The following is a 24,031-nucleotide window of genomic DNA, read 5'->3' as shown; positions in this document are numbered from 1 at the left end:
GTTTCCTCTCGTTCAAATATAAATGTCAAATTTAAAAGGCAGCGGCACAACCTTCGCCACTGCCCATATCCTTTTTACTTCTCGAATTCGCCGCGTGAGTATTGGCCTGCTGCCTTAACAAAACCTGCGAACAGTGGGTGACCATCGCGAGGTGTCGAGGTGAACTCTGGGTGGAACTGAGCCGCTACAAACCATGGGTGAGCTGGGTTCTCAATCATTTCCACTAGCTTCTTGTCCGCAGATAGGCCAGATACTTTCAGACCAGCTTTTTCGATTTGCGGACGAAGCACATTGTTCACCTCGTAACGGTGACGGTGACGCTCATGGATAGTCGCGCTGCCGTACAGTTCACGTGCTTTAGTACCTTTTTCAAGATGACATAGTTGAGAACCAAGACGCATCGTACCACCTAGGTCAGACGTCTCAGTACGCTCTTCAACTGCGCCTGTTTCGTCAACCCATTCAGTGATCAAGCCTACTACAGGGAACTTGGTCTCTTTGTTAAATTCTGTTGAATGTGCACCTTCCATACCCGCAACGTTACGCGCGTATTCAATTAGGGCAACTTGCATGCCTAGACAGATGCCAAGGTAAGGGATGTTGTTCTCACGCGCGTATTTCGCCGCAAGAATCTTACCTTCAACGCCACGATCGCCGAAGCCACCTGGAACTAGAATAGCGTCTAGACCTTTGAACATCTCATCACCTTTTGACTCAACATCTTGAGAGTCAACGTACTTGATGGTCACATTCAAACGGTTTTTAAGGCCTGCGTGCTTAAGCGCTTCGTTTACAGATTTGTATGCATCTGGCAGTTCAATGTACTTACCTACCATACCTATGGTTACGTCGCCTGTTGGGTTAGCTTCTTCGTAGATAACTTGTTCCCATTCAGACAGGTTAGCTTCAGGTGCAGTAATGCCAAAGCGTGCACAAACAAGATCATCCAGACCTTGAGCCTTAATAAGTTGAGGGATCTTGTAGATTGAATCCACATCCTTCATTGAGATTACAGCTTTTTCTGGAACATTACAGAATAGAGCAATTTTCTTACGCTCGTTCGCTGGAATCATGCGATCACTACGACAAACTAGAATATCTGGCTGAATACCGATAGATAGCAGCTCTTTTACAGAGTGTTGAGTTGGCTTAGTTTTTACTTCGCCAGCCGCTGCTAGGTAAGGAACTAGAGTCAGGTGCATGAACATTGCACGTTCACGACCAAGTTCTACCGCAAGCTGACGAATCGCTTCCATAAATGGTAGTGATTCGATATCACCGACAGTGCCACCTACTTCAACGATCGCGATATCGTGGCCTTCAGAACCAGCAATAACTCGGTCTTTGATAGCATTAGTGATGTGAGGGATTACCTGAATAGTTGCACCTAGGTAGTCACCACGACGTTCTTTACGAAGTACGTCGGCGTAAACACGACCTGCTGTAAAGTTGTTACGCTTGGTCATCTTGGTACGGATAAAGCGCTCATAGTGACCAAGGTCTAGGTCAGTCTCTGCGCCATCTTCCGTAACGAACACTTCACCATGCTGAGTCGGGCTCATTGTGCCTGGATCAACGTTGATGTAAGGGTCAAGCTTCATCATAGTCACTTTAAGACCACGAGCTTCTAGAATAGCTGCAAGAGATGCTGCTGCAATACCTTTACCTAGAGAGGATACAACCCCACCAGTAACAAAAATGTAATTTGTCGTCATGTTTAACCTGAAATTGGTTGAATGAGGGAAATGGATTTTCATCTGGACGGGAGAAAAATATACCAGAAGACCCTAACCGCCACAACGTGAAATCTATCACACTGCCTTTTTTATTTTTTGCTTCAAATCAAACTGTGCAAAGATAAAGCGGACAGCGTATTTGCGTTCTGAGTCACATTTGTCTCAAACCATCTATATTGCCTTATATTTAGACTCTATCTGATCTTCTCTTACTCTTCTCGCTTCACCTGATTCCAATACTCATCAAGTTCATTCAGCGAGCATTGGGTTAACTCTCTTCCCGAATTCGCCACTTTGGCTTCTACCTGCCTGAAACGATTCGAAAATTTAATATTCGCCTTACTCAAAGCTACTTCAGGATCTTTACCGAGATGACGTGCTAAGTTAACGGTGGCAAACAACAAATCTCCAAGCTCTAGCTCAATTTTGCTTTCTTGTGGAGAGACTTGAAGCGCTTCTTCCATCACCTCTTCGATTTCCTCCTGAACTTTTTCCACTACTGGCCCTAAAGAATCCCAGTCAAAACCGTATTTCGCGCATTTCTTCTGGATCTTTGTGGCACGGGAAAGTGCTGGCAGAGAATTTGGTATTGAGTCTAGAATACTTTCTTCTTTTTTGCCTACCTTCGCTTTCTCTTTGGCTTTCTCTGCCTCCCAGTTCGCATGAATCTGCTCGTCGTTATCAAACTCAATATCGGAAAAAACATGCGGGTGACGACGCGTTAGTTTTTCATTGACCGTTTCGACGACCTCAGAGAAATCAAATAGGCCCTGCTCCTTTGCCAATTGGCTATAAAAGATCACTTGGAACAGTAAGTCACCCAATTCTTCTTTTAAATTAGGCCAGTCTCGGTTTTGAATCGCGTCGACCACTTCGTAGGTTTCTTCTATCGTATGAGGCACAATCGTGTCGAAACTCTGTTTTAGATCCCAAGGACACCCACTTTCCGGGTCACGCAGCGCTGACATAATCTTTTCTAACTGCTCAATTGGATGATTCATTTAACTTTTTCCTTTATAAAAAAGGCGAGCAGCTAAACACTACTCGCCTTAAAATAACCAATGCTACGCGAAGGTTAGCCTAAGCGTTTGACCCTAACGACATCTTTGATTTGTTCCACACGAGCAGTGATTCTGCTTAGAACTTCAATGTTCGTGACCTCTAGGTCAAAGTCCATTATCGCAAGCTGTTTGCGGTAGTCCACTCGGCTCTTCATACTGGTGACTTTGATTTTCTCGTTGGCAAACAATGTCGTGATGTCTTTTAACAAACCACCGCGTTCCATTGCTTCAACGCGGACAGTTAGGATGTAAGATCCTACAAATCCACTGCCCCAAACAGTATCAATGATACGCTCTGCTGCATGATGACGAAGCTCTTCTAGCTGCTCACAGTCCGCTCGGTGTACAGAGATACCCCGACCTTGTGTGATATAACCACAAATCTCATCTCCCGGGATAGGCTGACAACAACGCGCTAGGTGCGTCATCAAGTTATCGACCCCTTCAACAACAACCGCGTCTTTCTTCGGACGACTCTGCGCAGGTGCTTTACTTTCTGCTTCTTGCAGTTTTTCCAGCGCCTGCTGATCTTCCTCTTCCGCAGTCGGTTTGTTTACCAACGCGTTGATGTGGTTGATGATCTGGTTAATACGCAAGTCACCGCTGCCAACACCCACGTACAATTCATCAGGTGTATTCACGTTGAAACGTTTCAGCGCGTATTGCTCTGCATCTTTTAGCGTTGCGCCAATCTTGGCTAGCTCTGCTTCCAGAATCTCACGACCCGCTTCTAGGTTCTTCTCTCGTGATTGCTTACGGAACCATGCGTTAATTTTTGCCCGCGCACGACCTGAGAGTACAAAGCCCAACGATGGGTTGAGCCAGTCACGAGATGGATTCGGCTCTTTTGAGGTAATGATCTCTACCTGATCGCCCATGTGCAATTTATGGGTGAATGGTACGATTCGTCCTCCAACTTTAGCACCTATACAACGGTGGCCAACTTCAGAGTGGATGTGGTACGCAAAGTCGAGCGGTGTTGCGCCCATCGGCAAGTCAACAACATCACCACGAGGCGTAAAGGCGTAAACACGGTCATCAAAGACTTGGCTACGAACTTCATCCAGCATTTCGCCAGAATCGGACATCTCTTCTTGCCAATCCAGTAGCTTACGCAGCCAAGTGATTTTCTCATCGTAACCACTGCGACCAGCGCCACCTTCTTTGTATTTCCAGTGCGCAGCCACACCCAACTCCGAGTCTTCATGCATTTGCTTAGTTCGGATTTGAATTTCTATGGTTTTGCCTTCAGGCCCGAGTATAACTGTATGAATAGACTGATAACCGTTCGGTTTCGGGTTCGCGACATAGTCGTCAAATTCACTTGGAAGGTGTTTGTATTTGGTGTGAACGGCACCTAGAGCAGCATAACAATCTTGCAATTTGTCAGCGATAATTCTGACTGCACGCACATCAAAAAGCTCATCGAATGCTAGCCCTTTTTTGCGCATTTTACGCCAGATGCTGTAAATATGTTTTGGACGGCCACTCACCTCGGCGTTAATACCAGACTCTTTCATTTCTTTCGATAAGTCATCAACAAAGTCTTTGATGTACTTTTCGCGAACGATGCGTCGTTCAGACAGCTGTTTTGCAATCTGTTTGTAGGTGTCAGGGTGCTGGTAGCGGAAAGCGTAATCTTCAATCTCCCACTTTAACTGACCAATGCCTAAGCGGTTGGCAAGTGGCGCATAAATATTGGCACACTCTTTTGCTGCGGCTCGGCGAACTTCATCCGGTGCTTGCTTAACTTCAATTAAGTTACAGATTCGCTCTGCCAACTTGATGATCACACAACGGAAGTCATCCACCATCGCAAGAAGCATACGGCGAACATTGTCCACTTGCGCCGAAGCAGCGCTTCCTTCCATGGTGACGTTCAGTTGACCTAGAGCGGCCATCTCTTCGACACCATCAATTAACTTAATGGTTTCTTTGCCAAAATCTTCCTCAAATTTATCTCGAGGGTATGCACCACCTGAAACAAGAGGGAACAACAGAGCCGCCACCAGCGTTGCTTTATCCATCGAGAGGGTGATTAGAATTTCGATCATCTCTCGACCACGCCACAACAGCAGTGGGCCCTGTTCACTATCTTTTAAAATGGTTTCGCAGTGGAGGTACACCTCTTTGAGGCGCGCCGCGACCTTAGCATCTTGATTTAGACTAGCGATCCATTTATCTAGCTCAAACTGTTCATCTTGATTCAAATGTGCGCTTCTAACCGCAACCATCTTTTTCGTCCTAGTTTTTTATTTTTTATCTTTCGCTTATCTCGTGTAAGACTTACATGAGAGAGATAAGTTTAATCCTTAACAAAAAGTGCCATCGATTCTAAATGGCTGGTATGTGGGAACATGTCCAACATGCCTAATTTCTGCAATTTAAATCCTTGGCTCAGCAAGCTTTGCGAGTCTCTCGCTAGAGTAGCAGGATTACAGGAAACATAAACGATCCTGACTGTGCCAAGTCCAGAAAGCTGCTCGACAATCCCACTCGCTCCTGCACGCGCGGGATCAAGCAATACTTTATCAAACTTTTCGCTCGCCCAGAGCTGACCAGAAATGTCATCTTCCAAATTCGCCTGATAGAATTGGGCGTTACTTAGGTTATTTAGCTTGGCGTTTGCTGTCGCCTTGTCGACCATGGCGTCAACACCTTCAACACCGACAACGCTTTGAACTTGCTTTGCAATTGGCAAACTAAAATTCCCCAATCCACAAAATAGGTCTAGTACGCGGTCGTTTTCTTCTAGCTTTAACCACTCCATCGCTTGTTTAACCATACTGGCATTCACCTGTTGATTCACTTGGATAAAGTTATTTGGTTCGAATGGAATCGTGACTCCCGCTTCTAGGTAATGTCCTTGCTCACCTTCCACTAAATCCAATTGTTCGCTTTTTGGCATCAGGTAAAGTGAGGCTTGGTTAGATTGAGCAAATTCAACCAGTGCCTTGTGGTCGTCATTTTTAAGCGCCTTAGAATGACGCAAAACGATGATGCGTGTGTTATCAGCTTTGACCAACTCGACATGGCCTAACCCATCCTGATGGGCAAAGCCTTTAAGTAGCTCATACAATGGCTGCATCAGTTGCTCGAGCTCTGGCGCTAATACCGGACAATGCGTGACATTAACGATCTCTTTGCTTTGCTTCTTACGAAAACCAAACTGTAGCTGCTTACTCTTCTTATCAACATGTAAGCTGATCCGAGCCCGTCTGCGATAGCCTCGTTCTTCACCAGTCATTGGCGCATCCAACTCCGCCGTTTGCCCCGCAAATTTTCTCATGAGCTGGCTCAGCGTTTGCTGTTTGTATTCGCGCTGATTTTCAATATCAAGATGCTGCATATTACAACCACCACACTCGTTATAATGTGGACAAAATGGTTCTATACGCTGCTCACTCGGCTTTTGAATTTTAATCAGATTCGCACGGGCAAACTTGCTTTTGCTCTCGACTAATTGAATCAGCACTTGCTCACCTGGCAAGGCCCCTTCAATAAAAACGGGCTTTTTATTCTGATAGGCAATGCCAGCACCATGGTGATCGAGTTTTTCTACCTGTACGGATTGATGCTTTGTATTGAGTTGAGTTTTCTTCTTCGGTTGGAAAAAACGCGCCATGCTCTGTGCCTATTTGTTAATGCTTAAGTGCTGTAATTTTTGTTCAGGCTCCACCTTTTGTGCCTGAATCATTGTCTGACACGGCCGAGTTGATTATGCTTAACGATTCGGCAGTCTCATCTTATATTGCGACTATTTTCCCATATCCACACCACGATGTTTAGACAATAATGACAAGATATGGCTTACGTGCCCGCGTTATTACCCTCACCCTCGCACCGACGCTGATTATCGGATTACTTTTAAGTGCGTTTTTCTCCTTTAATCGCTATCACGATTTAGAAACGCAAGTCGTTAATTCAGGACTGAATATAGTCGAACCTTTAGCTATCGCCAGTGAAGAGGGATTAAAAAAGAATAGTCGAGAGTCGGTACGTCGCATTATCAGCTATGCACACCGAAAAAATTCTAAGTTTGTACGCAGTATCGCGGTATTCGACTACAAACATGAGCTGTTTGTTACCTCTAACTTTCACCCAAACTTTGAGTCGTTGACCTTTCCGAAGAATGAACCGATTCCTTTACTCGTCAAGTCATCGCAAAGCGATAATACGCTGATTCTGCGTGCGCCTGTCATCGCGGAGTCAGGGCTTATGGCAACGGATCAAAATTCTGAAAACACCCCTGCTCTTGGTTATGTCTCCATTGAATTGGATCTGTCATCCTTGCGATTGCAACAGTATCAGGAAGTATTTTCCGCTGTACTCGTTCTGTTTGTCGGCTTAGGTTTAGCTGGCGTGTTCGCTTATCGCTTAATGTATGACGTGACTCGTCCTATTTCGCATATGAAGAGCATGGTTGATAGGATTCGTCGAGGTCATTTAGGCGTTCGTATCGAAGGAAAAATGCACGGTGAGCTGGACTCTTTAAAAAACGGCATCAATGCGATGGCGGTATCGCTGTCTGAATACCATGTCGAAATGCAGCACAGTATTGACCAAGCGACCTCTGACCTACGGGAAACCTTAGAGCAGTTAGAGATTCAGAACGTAGAGCTGGACATTGCAAAGAAACGCGCACAGGAAGCAGCACGCGTGAAGTCTGAATTCTTAGCAAACATGTCTCATGAACTGCGCACTCCGCTCAACGGCGTCATCGGTTTTACCCGACAGCTTCTGAAAACCCAGCTTACAGATAGCCAAACAGATTACTTACAAACCATTGAAAAGTCGGCGAAGAACTTACTCAATATCATCAACGATATTTTAGACTTTTCTAAACTCGAAGCCGGTAAACTTGCTCTCGAAAACATTCCTTTCGATTTCCAAGAATCTCTAGAAGAAGTGGTCATCTTACAAGCCACCAGCGCCCATGAAAAAGGGTTAGAGCTGACACTTAAGATCGATCCTAAGATTCCAGTGGGCTTAGTTGGCGACTCCCTACGTATTCAGCAAGTGCTTACTAACCTTGTGGGGAACTCAATCAAATTTACCGAACGCGGTAATATTGATATCAGCGTCGAACTGCGTTCGCAAAAAGAAGATTTGGTCGAACTGCAATTTATGGTGCGCGATACCGGTATCGGTATTTCTGAACGTCAGCAAGCGCAGTTGTTCCAAGCATTTAGCCAAGCGGATGCAAGTATCTCTCGCCGCTACGGCGGTACTGGTCTAGGCTTGGTTATCACTCAAAAATTAGTCAGCCAGATGGGTGGCGAAATCAGCCTTACCAGCCGTCTGCACCAAGGCTCTACCTTCTGGTTTACCTTGCGCTTACACTCAACCGATATGCCAGTAACGGAAATTGTTGACACTTCGAGCCTAAAGCAAAGAACGCTGCTGTTAGTCGAACCGAATATGCAGGCCGCTTCTATCACGCAACAAATTCTCGTTCAGGAAGGTTTGGTTGTGACCTATCGTTCTTCTTTACCTGAAGAGGTAGAAAGCTTCGACTACGTACTACTGAATTTAGCGCCAAGTAAAAAGAACAAGATTTCGAATGTAGAAGCTGACGTAGAAAAAGCACTTCGTTGCGCGCCACAGGTAGTTGTCGGTACACCAAGTACGGCATTGGCACTATCAGACCACCTGATTCAGAAATACCCAATTCACTGTATTACTAAGCCACTGTCTCGCAAACGCCTACTGCAAACACTGTCGGCGAATCAAGACAACTTGCCATTACTACCCATGGTGATTCCACAAAATGAAACCTTACCTTTAACCGTGATGGCGGTGGATGACAACCCAGCAAACTTGAAGCTGATCAGCGCACTGCTGCATGAACGGGTCGAGAAAGTCATTACTTGCACCAACGGTTTAGATGCAGTGAAGCAAGCGCAAGCTCAGCCATTTGATATTATCTTGATGGACATTCAGATGCCGCACATGGACGGCGTTACCGCGTGTGAAGAGATCAAGAAAACCGATCTCAACGCCAAAACACCAGTTATCGCCGTCACCGCGCACGCCATGAGTGGGGAGCGAGACAGATTACTAAGTGCTGGTATGGATGATTACCTGACGAAGCCTATTGAAGAGCATGTTCTGCAGCAGGTGCTAGTTCACTGGAGCCCGCACACCGATTCGGAAACCATTGAAAAGATCACCCCATCGTATGTTGAAGAAGTCGATGAAGAGCTGGCACCCACAAGCTCTCCCCTTCAGCAAAACATCAGTATCGATTGGGAAGCGGCGCTGAAACAGTCAGCGAACAAAGTCGACTTAGCCAAAGATATGCTAAAGATGTTGGTCGACTTTATTCCCGAAGTGGAAGATGCCGTTGAACAGGCGCTTGAGCAAGAGGACTTCTCACGCGAAGAACTTATCCATGTGATTCATAAACTGCATGGTAGTAGCTCTTACTGTGGCGTCCCGATACTCAAAGGGCTGTGCGCGACGATAGAGCAAGCACTGCGGTCGGGTGCAACCATTGATGACATCGAGCCTGAAATGTTTGAACTGCAAGACGAGATGACCAAAGTCACTGCTACGGCTAAGTTGTATTTGCAATAGCCAATCAACTTACACCATAACTCAAGAGAGCCAACACACGTTCGCTCTCTTTTGTTTTTAGTTCTCTAAACAAAATCGATAGCCAACGCCCGGTTCAGTACGTAGATACTTTGGATTGAGCGAGTCATCACCCAGTTTTTGCCTTAAATGACTGACCACAATTCTCAAGTAATGCGTATCTTCCACATGAGACGGCCCCCAGATTTCTTTCAATAGCTGGGTTTGGGTAATCACACAATTAGGCGACAGTGCCAACGTTGACAATACGCCATACTCTTTTGGCGTTAAATCCACCAATGTGTTGTCGTATTTCACCTCGCGTTTCGACAGATCAATGCGCAGGTTACCGTCATCCAATACCGCTTTCTGCTCTGGCTTGATGTTGTCGCGTAAACACACACGAATCCGCGCCAACAACTCAAGCACGCTGAACGGTTTGGTCACGTAATCTTGCGCGCCGCAATCGAGCGCTTCGACTTTCTCTTTGTCTTGATCTCTGACCGACAACACCATAACCGGAACCGGGCTCCAACTGCGCAGCTCTTTTAATACCTGCTGGCCGTCCATATCCGGCAAACCTAAATCCAGCATCACCAGATTTGGCTGATTGCGCGCAACGGCGTTCAACCCTGCCTTGCCATTTTCCGCTTCAATCACTTCGTAGCCTTCGCTACCGAGCGCCACTCTTAACATCCGTCTTATCTGTGGCTCATCATCAATAACAACAATTTTTATACTCAAAACATCCTGCTCTATGTTGCGACTAAACTTGGGTACTCCAGCGGAAGCTCTACTTCAAAGCGCGTTCCGTTGCCTTCAATGCGATTGGTGGCCCTTACTTTACCGCCGTGGGCACTGATCATGCCTTTGCAGATCGCTAACCCCATTCCGGTGTTGTTCTTCTTGTGGTCGCCGTCGGACACCACGTAGAACATATTAAAAATTTCAGCCTGTTGGTCTTGTGGGATCCCCGGCCCTTTATCTTCGATACTGATCAGACATTTGTCGCGGTTGATGTTGAGTTTTATCGCGATCTGCTCATTTTTCGGCGAATACCGTGCCGCATTTTCTAAGATGTTAAACAGCGCTTGCTCGACCAAGGCGGCGTGTACATACAAAAGTGGCGCGTCTTTCTGGCTAATAAACTGCACTTTGGACTCAGGAAAATAGCGTTTGAGTCGGCTTTGCGCACTGCTGATGATGTCGTCAATGGAAACCCAATCGCGCTCAATCTTCAGCCCGCCATACCCCAAGCGCGTCATATCCAATAAGTTCTGAATGTAGCTGTCTAAGCGGCGGCTCTCTTGCAAAATGGTGTCCAGCATCTCCATTTTGTCGGAAGCGTTGAGTTTGGTATCCAGCTCTTTGAGGGTTTCCGCTGCGCCCATCATCGCCGCCAAAGGCGATTTCAAATCGTGGGACACCGAAGACAACAACGACGAGCGGATCTGCTCGACTTCGGTTTTCACCCGCGCCGATTCCAGATCGGAACTGAGGCGGATACGCTGCCAAGTATTGGAAGCCTGATTGAGCATCGAATTGATCAAATCTCTGTCGAACTGCAAAAAGTGTTGCTGCTGATTTTGCCAGCCAATCACCACCACGCCGATCACCGTTTCTTGGTGAATGGCGGGGATCACCGTCACTTTCGACGCGTTGAGCGTATCGGTAAAACGTCCGGCTGGCTGACCGTGCGCCAGCGCCCAATCAATCGCGGATTCGTCTCTGGCTTCAAGTTGAGTGCTCAGTGAAAAACAAGAATGCATGATCTCTTCGCGATCTTGCAGCACAAACCAACTTGGCGACTGCACTACCGAGGAGATGTTTTGGCACACCGTGTTCCATAACGTATGGTCGCTTTCCACAATCGCCAGCTGTTGTGCCAGCTCACGCAGGCTCTCGGCATAACGGTTCGACTCTTTCAGCAACATAAATTGGTGACGAATACGTGAGGCGGTTGGCCCACTCACCAGACCGATAATGATAAGGAAAATCAAGGTAGCAATGTCGTCTTGGCTGTACACCTTGAGGGTAAAAATGGGCTCGGTGAGAAAGAAGTTGAAACTCAAAAACGAATAGATCGCAGAGGCAATCGCCGGACGAGCGCCAAACTTCAAGCCCGTAAGAATGATTGCGAGAACAAACACAAGCACCAAATTGCCGCTGCTCAATACTTCTTTGAGCAACAACGCCATGCCACTGGCAAGAGCGACACTCACACCCGCGTAGAGGTAGCCCTTCATGTTGCCAAGCGACGGATTTTGGTACTCGATACGCTGTGGTTTGCGCTCTGAAGTTTGCTCGCGATACACCGACACTTCCAGTGGCAGACCCGATTCAATCAAGCGTTGATAGAGGCGCTTTTTCCAGAACAGCCAGCGATAGCGCCCGCCCGTACCAACCAAAACCGTGTTGACCCGCTGCTCTTTCAGATACGGCAGGATGGTGTGATAGCAACCTGAACCACGGAGTACATCGACATTGGCGCCCAACTCTTTAGCCAGCTCTAACGAATCATTGAGGTGTTTGCGCTGCTGAGTGGTTTGCGGTTTCCCCTTGTCGACCCACACCACACGCCAAGGCATTTGTCGCCGCTCGGCAATTTGTCGGCCGATACGCACCAGATAGCGGTGATCACTGCTGGCGCTGATCAGCACCAACAAGTGGTCTTTGAGTGCCAAGACACCTTGGCTTTGCTGGGTCTCTACCGCGCTCGACCAACTGGCGTCCACTTTGGAAATCACCCGTTTCATGGTCAGCTCACGCAGGGCGGTCAGGTTAGCAACCGAGAAGAAGGTATCCAACGCGAGCCGAGCGTATTCGGGTAAATACACCTTACCTTGACGCAATCGCTCAATCAGCGCGACTGGCGGCAAGTCGATAAAGCGAATTTCGTACGCATCATCGATGAAATTGTCGGGGACGGTTTCTCTTACCGTGACGCCCGTAAGTTGCGTGACCACATCATTGAGGCTGGACAGGTGCTGCACGTTGACTGTGGTGTAGACGTCGATGCCCGCTTCCAGCAGTTCAGAAATGTCCTGACAGCGGCGTTTGTGGCGACTGCCGGGCACATTGGTGTGCGCGAGCTCGTCCACCAGCACCAGTTCGGGCTTGCGGGCTAACGCAGCGTCTAGGTCAAATTCGGTCAAGGTCGTGGTTTGATAGTCGATTTTATTGCGCGGCAAGACATCCAAGCCGTCCAACATCGCTTCGGTTTCTTTGCGGCCGTGGGTTTCGACAAGCCCCACCAGCACATCCATGCCTTGCTGGACACACTCCTTCGCCGCGTTAAGCATGGCGTATGTCTTACCCACCCCCGGCGCGGCACCGATAAAAATAGTGAGCTTACCTTGATCCTCTTTATGAATCTGACTCAGTAGCGCCTGTGCTTTTTGCGAACGCTCTTCATCCGTCATGTTTGATTTGTCCTTGATGTCTGTGCTTGTTGACGCTGTCCCTGTGCCCCCTTGCGAAAAAACGCAACCAGCACATGACCGCGTTGCAACGGCATGTGCTGGTTTGGGGTTAACGCATGATTACTTAGATTCCAACTGATCCAACGCCAGATTCAATCTCAGTACGTTCACTCGTTCCTGACCGAAGACTCCCCATTGCGGCGCCTCAGTATTAAATGAAATTAGACTCATAACAACCTCTAATGGTATGCGTCGATTCTCTGCAATGCGCTCCGCCTGAAACACCGCCGCTTGTGGCGAAATGTGTGGGTCTATCCCCGAGCCCGACGCCGAGAGCATATCCACTGGAATTTCACTCGCCGCCACGCCGTAGTCACTTTGGATCTTCAAACTGTCTTGACGCACGCGCTCTACCAGCTCCGGGTTACTCGGCGCTAAGTTACTTCCCCCAGTGGAGGTTGGATCGTGGCTAACCGCGCTCGGCCGACTGTGGAAATACCCCGGAGAGACAAACTCTTGCGCCACCCAATTTGCCCCCACCATTTTGCCGTTGTGCTCAATAAGGCTGCCTGTTGCTTGATGCGGAAACAGCGCTTGCCCCAACAGCGTCACACTGCCGGTATAAGCCACACCGCACAAAAGCAGCAATGCACCACTGGCTCTGACCGCGCAAACCAGCTGTTCGAGTCCACTGCTCGATGCGGCCTTTTCACTGGCGATGGCACCCGAGCGTGGATAGTGTTTGATATCAGTATTCATAATCTGTCCTTAGTAAATCGTGCCAATCAACATATCCAGAGCTTTGATCGCAATGAACGGCAGCACTAGGCCTCCGACACCGTAGATCAGCATATTATTGCGCAGCAGGGTATCTGCCGAGACCACACTGACTTTGATGCCTTTCAACGCAAGCGGGATAAGGGTCGGGATGATCAGGGCGTTAAACACCAGAGCCGCAATCACCGCCGTTTCTGGGCTGTTGAGCTGCATGATGTCCAACATGCCAATCGCTGGAATCGCCCCCATGAAAATCGCGGGGATGATGACGAAGTATTTGGCTACGTCATTAGCAAGCGAGAAGGTCGTCAGCGCACCACGGGTGATCAGCAACTGCTTACCCACTTCCACCACCGACAGCAACTTGGAAGGATCAGAGTCCAAATCGACCATGTTGCCTGCTTCCTTAGCCGCTTGAGTGCCGGAGTTCATCGCCAAGCCCACATCGGCTTGCGCCAGCGCTGGCGCGTCGTTGGTACCATCGCCAACCATGGCCACCAGTCGACCTTTAGCCTGCTCACGGCGGATCAGCTCGAGCTTGTCTTCCGGCTTGGCTTCTGCGATAAAATCATCCACCCCCGCTTGCGCCGCAATCACACCAGCAGTAATCGGGTTGTCCCCCGTCACCATTACGGTACGAACGCCGAGTGCTCTCAGGCGGGCAAAACGCTCGGCTACACCGGGCTTCACCACGTCCATCAAGGCAACCACACCCAACATGCGCTCATTCGAGCCAACCACCAGCGGCGTACCGCCCTGCTTGGCAACTTTGCGCACCAAGGCATCCATCTCTTCTGGCCACGCCAGATTTTTGTCTGCCGCCCATGCTTTCATCGCGTCGCTCGCGCCTTTGAGCTTGAGTGATTTGTCTGCCAAGCGAACACCCGATACGCGGGTTTTCGGTGAGAATGGCAGAAACTCTGCGCCTTTCGGTTTATCCGCCACGCGGAAATCTTTACCCAGTGCAAGGCTCAAGATCGACTTGCCTTCCGGCGTTGGGTCGTCCAGCGATGACAGGGTCGCCGCTTCCATTAACTCATGTTCGCTCACTCCATTGACGGTCAAGAACTCGGTCGCTTGACGATCACCAAAGGTGATGGTGCCGGTTTTATCCAACAGTAAGGTATCGATGTCGCCCGCGACTTCGACCGCTTTCCCCGATTTAGCGACAATATTGGCTTTGAGCGCACGGTTCATCCCGGCAATCCCAATCGCAGGTAACAAGCCGCCAATGGTGGTCGGGATCAAGCACACCAACAGCGCAATCAGCATCACGTAACTCAGTTCGCTGCCCATGAACTCCGCCATCGCTGGCAGTGTCATCACAATCAGCAAGAACACCGCGGTTAATGAAGAGAGCAGTACGGTTAACGCGGTTTCGTTCGGCGTTTTCTGACGCTCGGCGCCTTCAACCAAACCAATCATGCGGTCTAAAAAGCTTTGCCCTGGGTCGTTAGATACTTCAAAGATGATTTCACCAGAGAGCAATTTGGTCCCGCCAATCACGCTGGAGTGGTCGGTGCCCGCTTCACGCAGTACCGCCGCCGACTCACCGGTGACCGCCGATTCGTTGACCGTCGCCACCCCCTTCACGATGTCACCATCGGCAGGAATGTAGTCACCTTGCACCACGCGGACTTGGTCGCCTTTGACCAATTGAGCGGCTTCGACCCAATGCTCAAACTCACCGTCGATGCGGCGTGCGCGCAGCGCTTGTTTCGCTGAGCGCAAGCTGGAGGCTTGACCTCGACTTTTCGCTTCCGCCACGCTTTCCGCTAAGTTGGCAAACCAGACGGTGAAAAACAGGATCAACGTCGTCACTAAAGGCATGCCAAACGGCAACGCGTGCATAAAGTTGTACAGCGTGATCGCGCCGCACAATAAGGTGCCAATCCACACCACAAACATCACCGGATTGGCGAACATACGTAGCAAAGAGAGTTTTTTCAGGGAGTCGAGCAACAGCGTTTTCCACTCGACCAAATTGATGCTGCTTTCTACTTGAGCATTCATAACGGTTTCTCCACGTTAGCAACTGTCAGCTCAAGAGCTTCTCCAATCGGTCCCATTACCGCCGCAGGTAAAAATGACAGTACGTTGATAATTAAGATCACGGCAATCAGCGTGGCGGCAAAGGTTGGTGACTCCAACTTCAGGCTCGCGCTACTGCTTGGGCTGACGCGCTTTTTCGCCAAAGAAGCGGCAATCATTAGTGGCACGATGAGTGGCAGGTAACGACCAAGGATCAGAGTGATTGAGCAGGTGACGTTCCACCAGATAGAGTCGTCGGAGAGCCCTTCAAAGCCCGAGCCGTTGTTGGCAAACGCCGAGGTGTACTCATAAAACACTTGCGAGATTCCGTGGAAGCCGGGGTTCGAATGACCAGTCAACGACGGGAACGCAACGGTAATGGCGGTAAAAGCCAAAATGGTCAGTGCAGGGAGCACAATCAGGCTCGACAGCAGCGTGATCTCTTTGGTTTCGAGCTTTCTGCCAAAGATTTCCGGCGTACGGCCGATCATCAGACCCGAGAGGAACACGGCCAACCATACGTACACCATAAAGTTGACGAAGCCACCACCGATACCGCCCCAAATGGCGCTGATCAACATGCCACTACGGGTCATCAATCCGCCCAGCGGGTTAAACGAGTCGTGCATCGCATTGACGGAACCGTTGGAAGTTTGGGTGGTAAATGTGCCCCACAACGCCGACAGTTCGGGCCCGAAGCGCACTTCTTTCCCTTCCATATTACTGCCAACCGCGCTCAAGCCTTCAAAGGCGTGGTTCGGCTGCACCTCGCTGTACACAGTAGCCGCGATAAAGCTGACACTTAAAATGCTCATCACCGCGAACGACATCACCGAAAACGACTTTCTTCTCAACAGGCCGCCCGCCATAAACACCACCGCTACTGGCACCAACACTAGTGAAATGGTTTCAATCGCGTTACTGACCGGGGTCGGGTTTTCCAGCGGGTTACTGCTGTTTGGTCCGTACCAACCGCCACCATTGGTGCCAAGCTGTTTGATCGCCACCATCGCAGACACAGGCCCGACCGGGATCTCTTGACTGCTGACTTGCGACTGGCTATCCAACGTCTCAACGCTTGGCGCGCCAGAGAATGTACTCGGCACCCCTTGCCAAGAAAGTGCTAAGGCCACCACACACGCCAGCGGGATCAACACGCGCAACGTGCCTTTCACCACATCAACATAGAAGTTACCGAGCAAACGCTCTTCGCCTTCTTTAGCGGACTCATGATTTTGACCACCCATCATGGCACGTAGGACAGCGACACAGATCGCCAGACCCATCGCTGGAGTCACGAACTGTAGCGTCACAATCAAAGTACCTTGAGACAGATACGACAACTGCGCTTGGCCTGAGTAGTGCTGCTGGTTGGTATTGGTCAAGAAAGAGATGGCGGTATGCAGCGCCAAATCCCAAGTCATCGGCCCGATACCATCTGGGTTCAATGGCAATACGTGCTGAAACTTGAGCATCAAAAACGCAATCACACCAAGCACCAAATTGCTGAGCACAAAGGCGGTGCCGTATTGACGCAGGTTCATCGACTTAGACGCGTTGATACCTATCGTCGCAAAGATGAGTTTTTCTAAAGGATTAAACAGGCGATCAGCGGCGTGTGCCTGGTAAGAGAATACTTTGGTCATATAGCTGCCAAGCGGCAGTGCAATACCGACCGTAAGTAAACAAATAATAATTATTTCGAGCATCTTCCATCCACCTTTAGAACTTTTCTGGGGCGTACATCGCCGCCATTAAGTAAACAAAAAGTGCAACAGAAAGAAGCAAAAGGAACCAATCCATCTTTCGTCTCCTTGAGTATTTTGGACCCGAATAAGATAGAAACTCAGCGCGTAAAATCTCTAGATGAGGAGTAACGAAAGGCGTAAAGAATGCGTAAAGAAAGGAAAAATGCGCGCACGGCGCAGATAAAAAAAGCGACGTAACCGCCGCTTATTGTTCAAGAATCACTGTCGCCATCGCGTAGTGCCGCTCATCGGAAATCGACAAGTGGATATGTTGCACCTGCTTGCGCTGCGCGATCTCGAGTGCTTTGTTGACCAAGGTTAATACGGGGGCACCATATTCATCGTTGCTGATGATAAAGTCCTGAAACGTGACACCCAATGCGATGCCAGTCCCTAACGCTTTGGACGCCGCCTCTTTCGCGGCAAAGCGTTTGGCTAAAAAGCGCCCTTGCTGCTTCAAACTGTGAAACTTCTCGAGTTCTACCTCAGTCAGAATCCGGCGGGCAAAGGCTTCACCCGTTCGAGCGAGCGCTTTTTCCACTCGCTCGATTTCCGCAATATCGGTGCCTAGTCCAACAATTGCCATGGGGCTTACTTACGCGCTTCAACCATCAGTGCTTTCATATCAGCAACGGCTTTGTGTAATCCATCGAAAGCTGCACGGCCAATAATAGAGTGTCCGATGTTCAACTCGTAAATTTCAGGAATTGCCGCAATAGGTGCAACATTATGGTAAGTCAGACCATGACCTGCATTTACTGTAATACCCTGGTTGGCCGCGTAGCTTGCGCCAGCTGCGATTTTTTTAAGCTCATTCTGCTGATCTAATTCTGTTTCAGCATCTGCATAGTGGCCAGTGTGCAATTCAACGAAAGGTGCGCCACACGCTTTAGCAGCATCAATTTGTTCGCGGTCTGCGTCGATAAACAGCGAGACTTTGATTCCCGCTTCGGTCAGTATCTGTGTCGCTGCTTTAACTTTTTCTAGCTGACCCACAACGTCCAAGCCGCCTTCAGTGGTCAGCTCTTCACGCTTCTCAGGGACTAGGCACACGTATTCTGGTTTTGTCTTCAGAGCGATTTCAACCATCTCTTCAGTGACAGCCATCTCTAGGTTCATGCGAGTTTGCAACGTCTCTCTCAGAATACGAACATCTCTATCTAAGATATGACGACGATCTTCACGTAGGTGAATTGTAATACCATCCGCTCCCGCACGTTCAGCAACCTCTGCTGCATGGACAGGATCTGGATATTTCGTACCACGCGCGTTACGTAAAGTCGCAATATGATCGATGTTAACACCTAGATAAATTGAGCTCATTTTCCAATACTCCGTGCTCTGGGAACCATCGACAAAAATAGTTCCCTGCTTTTTAATGGTTTGCCGCCAAGATACGGCTTTAAGGCTATACGTGTAAAGCGTTTTGCTGCTTTAAGTTGTTCTTTTGTGGTAAATCTACGTTCACTGATGGCAATTAATTCGTTACCAAGAAACGTCAGGTTGTCTCGACGCACCGATGCAATAAACCCTTTCTGTTCGCGATAGCGATAAGTCATCTCAGGGTCGATAGGTTCTCCTGTACCTGCACAATGAAGGAAATCCACCCCATATCCCATCGCGGATAGCATCGCGAGTTCAAAGCGACGTAATGCAGGTTCAGGGTTTTCACTCTGCGCCAGCTCTGTCAGCGCGTGAAGATAATCATGAAACAATGCCGGCATTGGCACTTCTGCCATCAATATTCGGCCAATCAACTCGTTGACATACATCGCCGAGTAAAGATTAATCCCACTCAATGGCAAGCCAAGACTGATCGGTTCAGCTTGTCGCAACGTCTTCATCGAGCCGTTGCCAGACCATTTCAGCAATAGTGGCGTAAACGGCTGCAGCGCTCCTTTCAAATTAGAACGCTTGCTTCTTGCTCCCTTAGACATCAGCGTAACGCGGCCATACTCCTCGCTAAAAACATCAAGGATCAAGCTCGATTCACTATAGGGGCGACGATGCAAAACAAAACAGCGTTGTAGGCCTTCAGAAGACATAAAGTTTGCCAGAAAAATATTACATAAAAAAATAAGGAGCCCAATGGCTCCTTATTTCGTACTATTCGGAGCGAAGCGACACTGCCTCGCACTCCTTATAAATCGTCGATATAGCCAAGAGAGCGAAGTGCTCGTTCGTCATCTGCCCAACCAGATTTCACCTTCACCCACGTTTCTAGGTAAACCTTGCGGCCAAATAGCTCTTCCATGTCTAGACGTGCTTCTCGACCAATGGTTTTGATCTTCTCGCCGCCTTTACCAATCACCATTTTCTTTTGGCCACTGCGCTCAACCAAGATCAACGCGTTGATGTGGAAGCCATCCGTTTCTGGGTTGTAGTCAAAACGTTCAATCTCAACCGTTACTGAGTAAGGTAGCTCGTCACCCGTAAAACGCATTAGCTTTTCACGTACGATCTCTGACGCCATAAAGCGCTGAGAACGGTCGGTGACATACTCTTCAGGGAAGTGGTGAGTCGCTTTCGGTAGATACTCGCGTACATGTTTACGTAACACATCGATGTTCTTGCCGTGTTTAGCCGAGATTGGCACAACATCAACAAAATCCATCCTCTTCGACACCTCCATCATATGAAGCATGACTTCATTACGATCTTGTACGTTGTCTACTTTGTTAACACACAGAACCACAGGGAAGTTCGACTTTTGAAGCTTTGTCAGCACCATTTCGTCATCTTTTGTCCAAAGTGTGCCATCAACCAAGAAGAACACTAAGTTAACGTCACTGAGAGATGAATTCGCCGCACGGTTCATCAGACGGTTAATTGCACGTTTTTCTTCAATGTGCAGTCCCGGTGTATCAACGTAAATCGCTTGATAATCACCCTCGGTATCAACACCCATAATGCGGTGACGAGTGGTTTGTGGTTTACGCGAGGTGATAGAAATCTTCTGTCCAAGGATTCGGTTCAGTAGGGTCGATTTACCTACGTTTGGACGACCTACGATCGCGACAAAGCCACAATGTTGATTCTCTGGCGAGCTTGTTGGCTCGTTGCTTGAAGAGAAAAACGCATCGATGTCAAATTCGTTGTTATCTGTTGAATCAGCCATTGGTCAATTGCTCCAGTGCTATTTCTGCAGCCGCTTGTTCTGCCTTGCGGCGGCTGGTGCCTTTACCAATTACAGGATCTCCGATACCTGCAACGTCACACGACACAGTAAATTCCTGATTGTGTGCTTCACCTTTAATATTAGTCACTGTGTAAACAGGAAGTGGTTTTCTTCTGCCTTGCAGAAATTCTTGAAGACGTGTTTTAGGGTCTTTCTGAGAAACACCCGGTTTAATCGCTTCCAGACGCTGCTTATACCAGCTAAGAATGATGCCACGAACCATTTCAATATCACTATCTAGATAGATAGCACCAATGATGGCTTCAACCGCATCAGCAAGGATAGAGTCACGACGGAAACCGCCACTTTTTAACTCACCTGGACCTAATTTTAAGTGATCTCCTAGTTCGAATTCTCGACCTAGCTCCGCCAATGTATTTCCACGCACTAATGTTGCACGCATGCGGCTCATGTCCCCTTCGTTTACTTTAGGGAAACGGTGATAAAGATCGTCTGCAATGACAAAACTTAAAATTGAATCGCCCAGAAACTCAAGACGTTCATTGTGTTTACCGTTAGCGCTGCGGTGAGTCAGCGCTAAGTTGATAAGCTCAGCATCATTAAACTGATAGCCGAGCTTTTTTTCTAATTTCATGATAGGAGAATTCATGCTCTCTCGATTTATTTAGTTAATACCACCGATGCGACTAAAACGTACACCTGTTGGAATCCAAGAAGGTAGAACACTGTTAGCATCACGTTCAAACTCGAAGCTTATCCAGATGCCTACTGCTTTTCCTACCAAATTTGCCTCAGGCACAAAGCCCCAGTAACGGCTGTCTGCACTGTTGTCACGGTTATCACCCATAACGAAGTACTGACCCTCTGGCACAACCCATTCGTTTACGCCGCTACGTGGTTGATACGCTTCAACACGATCACGACGTAACGGGTTAACGAGGATTTGATGACCTACTTCACCCAACTTTTCATCCATCTGAATCAGAGGGATACCATTTTGGATAAATTGGCTTTCTTCAACATGAGAAAGTTTAACTGGTTGGCAACTGCTTCGGCCCGGAGACTGAATACATACTTCTTTTTCATTGCTATAGCGCACCGTATCACCTGGTAGGCCTACGACTCGCTTGATGTAATCAATGTTTGGCTGAGGTGGATATTTAAATACCACAATATCACCACGTTCCGGTTCACCAGTCTCAACTAACTGTGTACGCCAAACTGGGTCTTTCAGACCATAGGCGTATTTTTCTACCAGAATAAAATCCCCGACCAATAATGTTGGCATCATTGAGCCCGAAGGGATTTGAAACGGCTCGTAGATAAAGGAGCGTAATACAAGCACCGCGGCAATCACAGGAAAGATAGAAACACTGTTCTCTACCCACCAAGGTTGCTTATTCACTTTGTCCAGAGTGGCTACGTCAAGACCGTTGGTTTTCGCTTCCACTTCCCCGACTTGAGCCTGACGTTTCTTTGCAAAAACCAGCTTCTCTAAAACCCAAACGATACCTGTCACCAAAGTAACGATAACGAGGATCAGTGAAAATGTGTTCGCCATTGACTTCCCTTATCTTAAAAATACGAAAGTGAAAGAGCAGAACTCTTTCACTCTATTTACCAATTCAATTCATACCCATCATGCTAACCAGATGTTTAGTACGATTGATATCTAGTCTTTACCTACGTGAAGAATTGCAAGGAACGCTTCTTGCGGCAGTTCTACGTTACCGATCTGCTTCATGCGCTTCTTACCTTCTTTCTGTTTCTTCAGAAGTTTCTTCTTACGGCTGACGTCACCACCGTAACATTTCGCGATTACGTTCTTACGTAGCTGTTTGACCGTAGAACGCGCGATGATGTGGTTGCCGATTGCCGCCTGAATCGCGATATCAAACATCTGACGAGGGATGAACTCTTTCATCTTCTCAACTAGCTGACGACCGCGAGTTTGCGATTGATCTTTGTGGGTAATCATCGCAAGAGCGTCAACCGTATCACCGTTAAGCAGTACATCAACACGTACCATGTTAGACGCGTCGAAACGCTGGAAGTTGTAATCCAAAGACGCATAACCACGTGACGTTGATTTCAGACGGTCGAAGAAGTCCAATACCACTTCTGCCATCGGGATATCGTAAGTCACTGCCACTTGGTTACCGTGGTAAACCATATCGACCTGAGTACCACGTTTTTCCACACACAGCGTAATCACGTTACCTAGGTACTCTGAAGGCACTAGAATGTTACAACGCGCGATTGGTTCACGGATTTCTTCAATGTCGTTTACTGCTGGAAGTTTCGCTGGGCTATCAACATACAGCAGTTTTCCGTCGGTTTGTTCTACTTCGTAAACTACCGTTGGCGCAGTAGTAATCAGGTCTAGATCGTATTCACGCTCCAAACGCTCTTGGATGATTTCCATGTGCAGCATGCCAAGGAAACCACAACGGAAACCAAAACCTAGTGCCGCAGAGTTTTCTGGCTCGTAGAACAGCGACGCATCGTTCAGGCTCAGTTTACCTAGCGCATCACGGAAGTTTTCGTAATCGTCAGACGATACAGGGAACAGACCTGCGTATACCTGAGGTTTTACTTTTTTAAAGCCCGGTAGCGGTTTGTCACTGCCGTTCTTCGCAAGAGTTAGCGTATCACCTACTGGCGCGCCAAGGATGTCTTTAATACCACACACCACCCAGCCTACTTCGCCAGTACGTAGAACATCTGTATCCACTTGTTTTGGAGTGAAGATACCTAGACGGTCGACACCCCAAGTTTGACCAGTGCTCATTACTTTGATCTTGTCGTTTTTCTTTAGTTCGCCATTCTTAATACGCACTAAAGACACAACACCAAGGTAGTTATCAAACCATGAGTCGATGATCAACGCTTGAAGTGGCGCATCTGGATCACCTTCTGGCGCTGGAATCGCTGATACGATGTTCTCTAGAACGTCATCAACACCAATACCCGTTTTCGCTGAGCATCGTGTCGCTTCCATCGCGTCGATGCCAACGATTTCTTCAATTTCTTCCGCAACACGTTCAGGATCAGCTGCTGGAAGGTCAATCTTGTTTAAGATTGGCACAACTTCCAGATCCATCTCGATCGCGGTGTAACAGTTAGCCAGTGTTTGCGCTTCTACGCCCTGACCCGCATCTACCACCAGCAGTGCACCTTCACATGCCGCTAATGAACGCGATACTTCGTACGCGAAGTCAACGTGTCCTGGGGTGTCGATAAAGTTTAATTGGTAAGTCTCACCATCTTTTGCAGTGTAGTTTAGAGTCACACTCTGAGATTTGATGGTGATACCACGTTCGCGCTCTAGGTCCATTGAGTCCAGAACCTGTGCTGCCATTTCACGGTCGCTTAAGCCACCACAAACTTGGATCAAACGGTCAGATAGGGTCGACTTACCATGGTCGATGTGGGCGATAATCGAAAAGTTACGAATGTGCTTCATGATTTGGTGTGACTAAACTCTTTTAAAATAAGGAAAAATACATACCCACATATTGTATAGAAGGGGTATAGAAAA

At 48.3% G+C, this 24,031-nt stretch carries 18 protein-coding genes; 1 reads left to right on the top strand and 17 read right to left on the bottom strand.

From position 1 onward, the window contains the following. Positions 1–74: 74 nt before the first annotated feature. From pyrG to rlmD, 4 genes are all read right to left on the bottom strand, one after another. The gene (pyrG, locus tag NP165_RS02430) at positions 75–1,715 is read right to left on the bottom strand and encodes a CTP synthase (protein ID WP_257084753.1); all 1,641 of its coding nucleotides are present in this window, start codon (positions 1,713–1,715) and stop codon (positions 75–77) included. A 230-nt stretch (positions 1,716–1,945) separates the two neighbouring features. Then, positions 1,946–2,737, bottom strand: coding sequence for a nucleoside triphosphate pyrophosphohydrolase (gene mazG, locus NP165_RS02425; RefSeq protein ID WP_257084752.1), 792 nt, complete (start codon positions 2,735–2,737; stop codon positions 1,946–1,948). A 74-nt stretch (positions 2,738–2,811) separates the two neighbouring features. Beyond that, positions 2,812–5,031 (bottom strand): GTP diphosphokinase, encoded by a 2,220-nt coding sequence (gene relA / locus NP165_RS02420; RefSeq protein WP_257084751.1) that lies wholly within the window; start codon positions 5,029–5,031, stop codon positions 2,812–2,814. A gap of 71 nt (positions 5,032–5,102) precedes the next feature. After that, the gene (gene rlmD / locus NP165_RS02415) at positions 5,103–6,422 is read right to left on the bottom strand and encodes a 23S rRNA (uracil(1939)-C(5))-methyltransferase RlmD (RefSeq protein ID WP_257084750.1); all 1,320 of its coding nucleotides are present in this window, start codon (positions 6,420–6,422) and stop codon (positions 5,103–5,105) included. Between the two features lie 170 nt (positions 6,423–6,592). Here rlmD and barA point away from each other — a divergent pair, with 170 nt between their 5' ends. Next, positions 6,593–9,376, top strand: coding sequence for a two-component sensor histidine kinase BarA (barA, locus tag NP165_RS02410; protein WP_257084749.1), 2,784 nt, complete (start codon positions 6,593–6,595; stop codon positions 9,374–9,376). A gap of 57 nt (positions 9,377–9,433) precedes the next feature. Here the strand turns inward: barA and NP165_RS02405 are convergent, their stop codons facing one another. The 13 genes from NP165_RS02405 to lepA all read right to left on the bottom strand — a co-directional run bounded on the left by NP165_RS02405 (position 9,434) and on the right by lepA (position 23,956). Beyond that, positions 9,434–10,117 (bottom strand): response regulator, encoded by a 684-nt coding sequence (locus NP165_RS02405; protein WP_257084748.1) that lies wholly within the window; start codon positions 10,115–10,117, stop codon positions 9,434–9,436. A gap of 11 nt (positions 10,118–10,128) precedes the next feature. Then, on the bottom strand, positions 10,129–12,795 hold the full coding sequence (locus NP165_RS02400; RefSeq protein ID WP_257084747.1) for an ATP-binding protein: 2,667 nt from the start codon (positions 12,793–12,795) through the stop codon (positions 10,129–10,131). A gap of 120 nt (positions 12,796–12,915) precedes the next feature. Further along, positions 12,916–13,554 (bottom strand): potassium-transporting ATPase subunit KdpC, encoded by a 639-nt coding sequence (gene kdpC / locus NP165_RS02395; protein ID WP_257084746.1) that lies wholly within the window; start codon positions 13,552–13,554, stop codon positions 12,916–12,918. A 9-nt stretch (positions 13,555–13,563) separates the two neighbouring features. Beyond that, positions 13,564–15,585: a potassium-transporting ATPase subunit KdpB gene (gene kdpB, locus NP165_RS02390; protein ID WP_257084745.1), complete on the bottom strand. Its 2,022-nt coding sequence runs from the start codon at positions 15,583–15,585 to the stop codon at positions 13,564–13,566. Next, the gene (gene kdpA, locus NP165_RS02385; protein ID WP_257084744.1) at positions 15,582–17,312 is read right to left on the bottom strand and encodes a potassium-transporting ATPase subunit KdpA; all 1,731 of its coding nucleotides are present in this window, start codon (positions 17,310–17,312) and stop codon (positions 15,582–15,584) included. Before kdpA ends, kdpB begins: the two co-directional genes overlap by 4 nt. A gap of 13 nt (positions 17,313–17,325) precedes the next feature. Then, the gene (kdpF, locus tag NP165_RS20045) at positions 17,326–17,406 is read right to left on the bottom strand and encodes a K(+)-transporting ATPase subunit F (protein ID WP_371133702.1); all 81 of its coding nucleotides are present in this window, start codon (positions 17,404–17,406) and stop codon (positions 17,326–17,328) included. Between the two features lie 150 nt (positions 17,407–17,556). Continuing rightward, on the bottom strand, positions 17,557–17,937 hold the full coding sequence (acpS, locus tag NP165_RS02380) for a holo-ACP synthase (RefSeq protein ID WP_257084743.1): 381 nt from the start codon (positions 17,935–17,937) through the stop codon (positions 17,557–17,559). A 5-nt stretch (positions 17,938–17,942) separates the two neighbouring features. Next, a complete protein-coding gene (gene pdxJ, locus NP165_RS02375; protein ID WP_257084742.1) occupies positions 17,943–18,674 on the bottom strand; it encodes a pyridoxine 5'-phosphate synthase in 732 nt (243 codons plus the stop codon). Further along, entirely contained in the window at positions 18,671–19,396 is a 726-nt protein-coding gene (recO, locus tag NP165_RS02370; RefSeq protein WP_257084741.1) for a DNA repair protein RecO, read from the bottom strand. Before recO ends, pdxJ begins: the two co-directional genes overlap by 4 nt. Before the next feature lie 95 nt (positions 19,397–19,491). Continuing rightward, positions 19,492–20,469, bottom strand: coding sequence for a GTPase Era (era, locus tag NP165_RS02365; RefSeq protein WP_257084740.1), 978 nt, complete (start codon positions 20,467–20,469; stop codon positions 19,492–19,494). Further along, entirely contained in the window at positions 20,462–21,139 is a 678-nt protein-coding gene (rnc, locus tag NP165_RS02360) for a ribonuclease III (protein WP_257084739.1), read from the bottom strand. The genes era and rnc overlap by 8 nt, the downstream gene beginning before the upstream one ends. A 15-nt stretch (positions 21,140–21,154) precedes the next feature. Next, the gene (lepB, locus tag NP165_RS02355; protein ID WP_257084738.1) at positions 21,155–22,051 is read right to left on the bottom strand and encodes a signal peptidase I; all 897 of its coding nucleotides are present in this window, start codon (positions 22,049–22,051) and stop codon (positions 21,155–21,157) included. A gap of 111 nt (positions 22,052–22,162) precedes the next feature. Continuing rightward, the gene (lepA, locus tag NP165_RS02350) at positions 22,163–23,956 is read right to left on the bottom strand and encodes a translation elongation factor 4 (protein WP_257084737.1); all 1,794 of its coding nucleotides are present in this window, start codon (positions 23,954–23,956) and stop codon (positions 22,163–22,165) included. Positions 23,957–24,031 lie beyond the last annotated feature (75 nt).

This window comes from Vibrio japonicus (assembly GCF_024582835.1).
Lineage (GTDB): Bacteria > Pseudomonadota > Gammaproteobacteria > Enterobacterales > Vibrionaceae > Vibrio > Vibrio japonicus.
The sequence above is the reverse complement of the archived record's forward strand: the minus strand, read 5'-3'. Positions and strand labels throughout refer to the sequence as shown.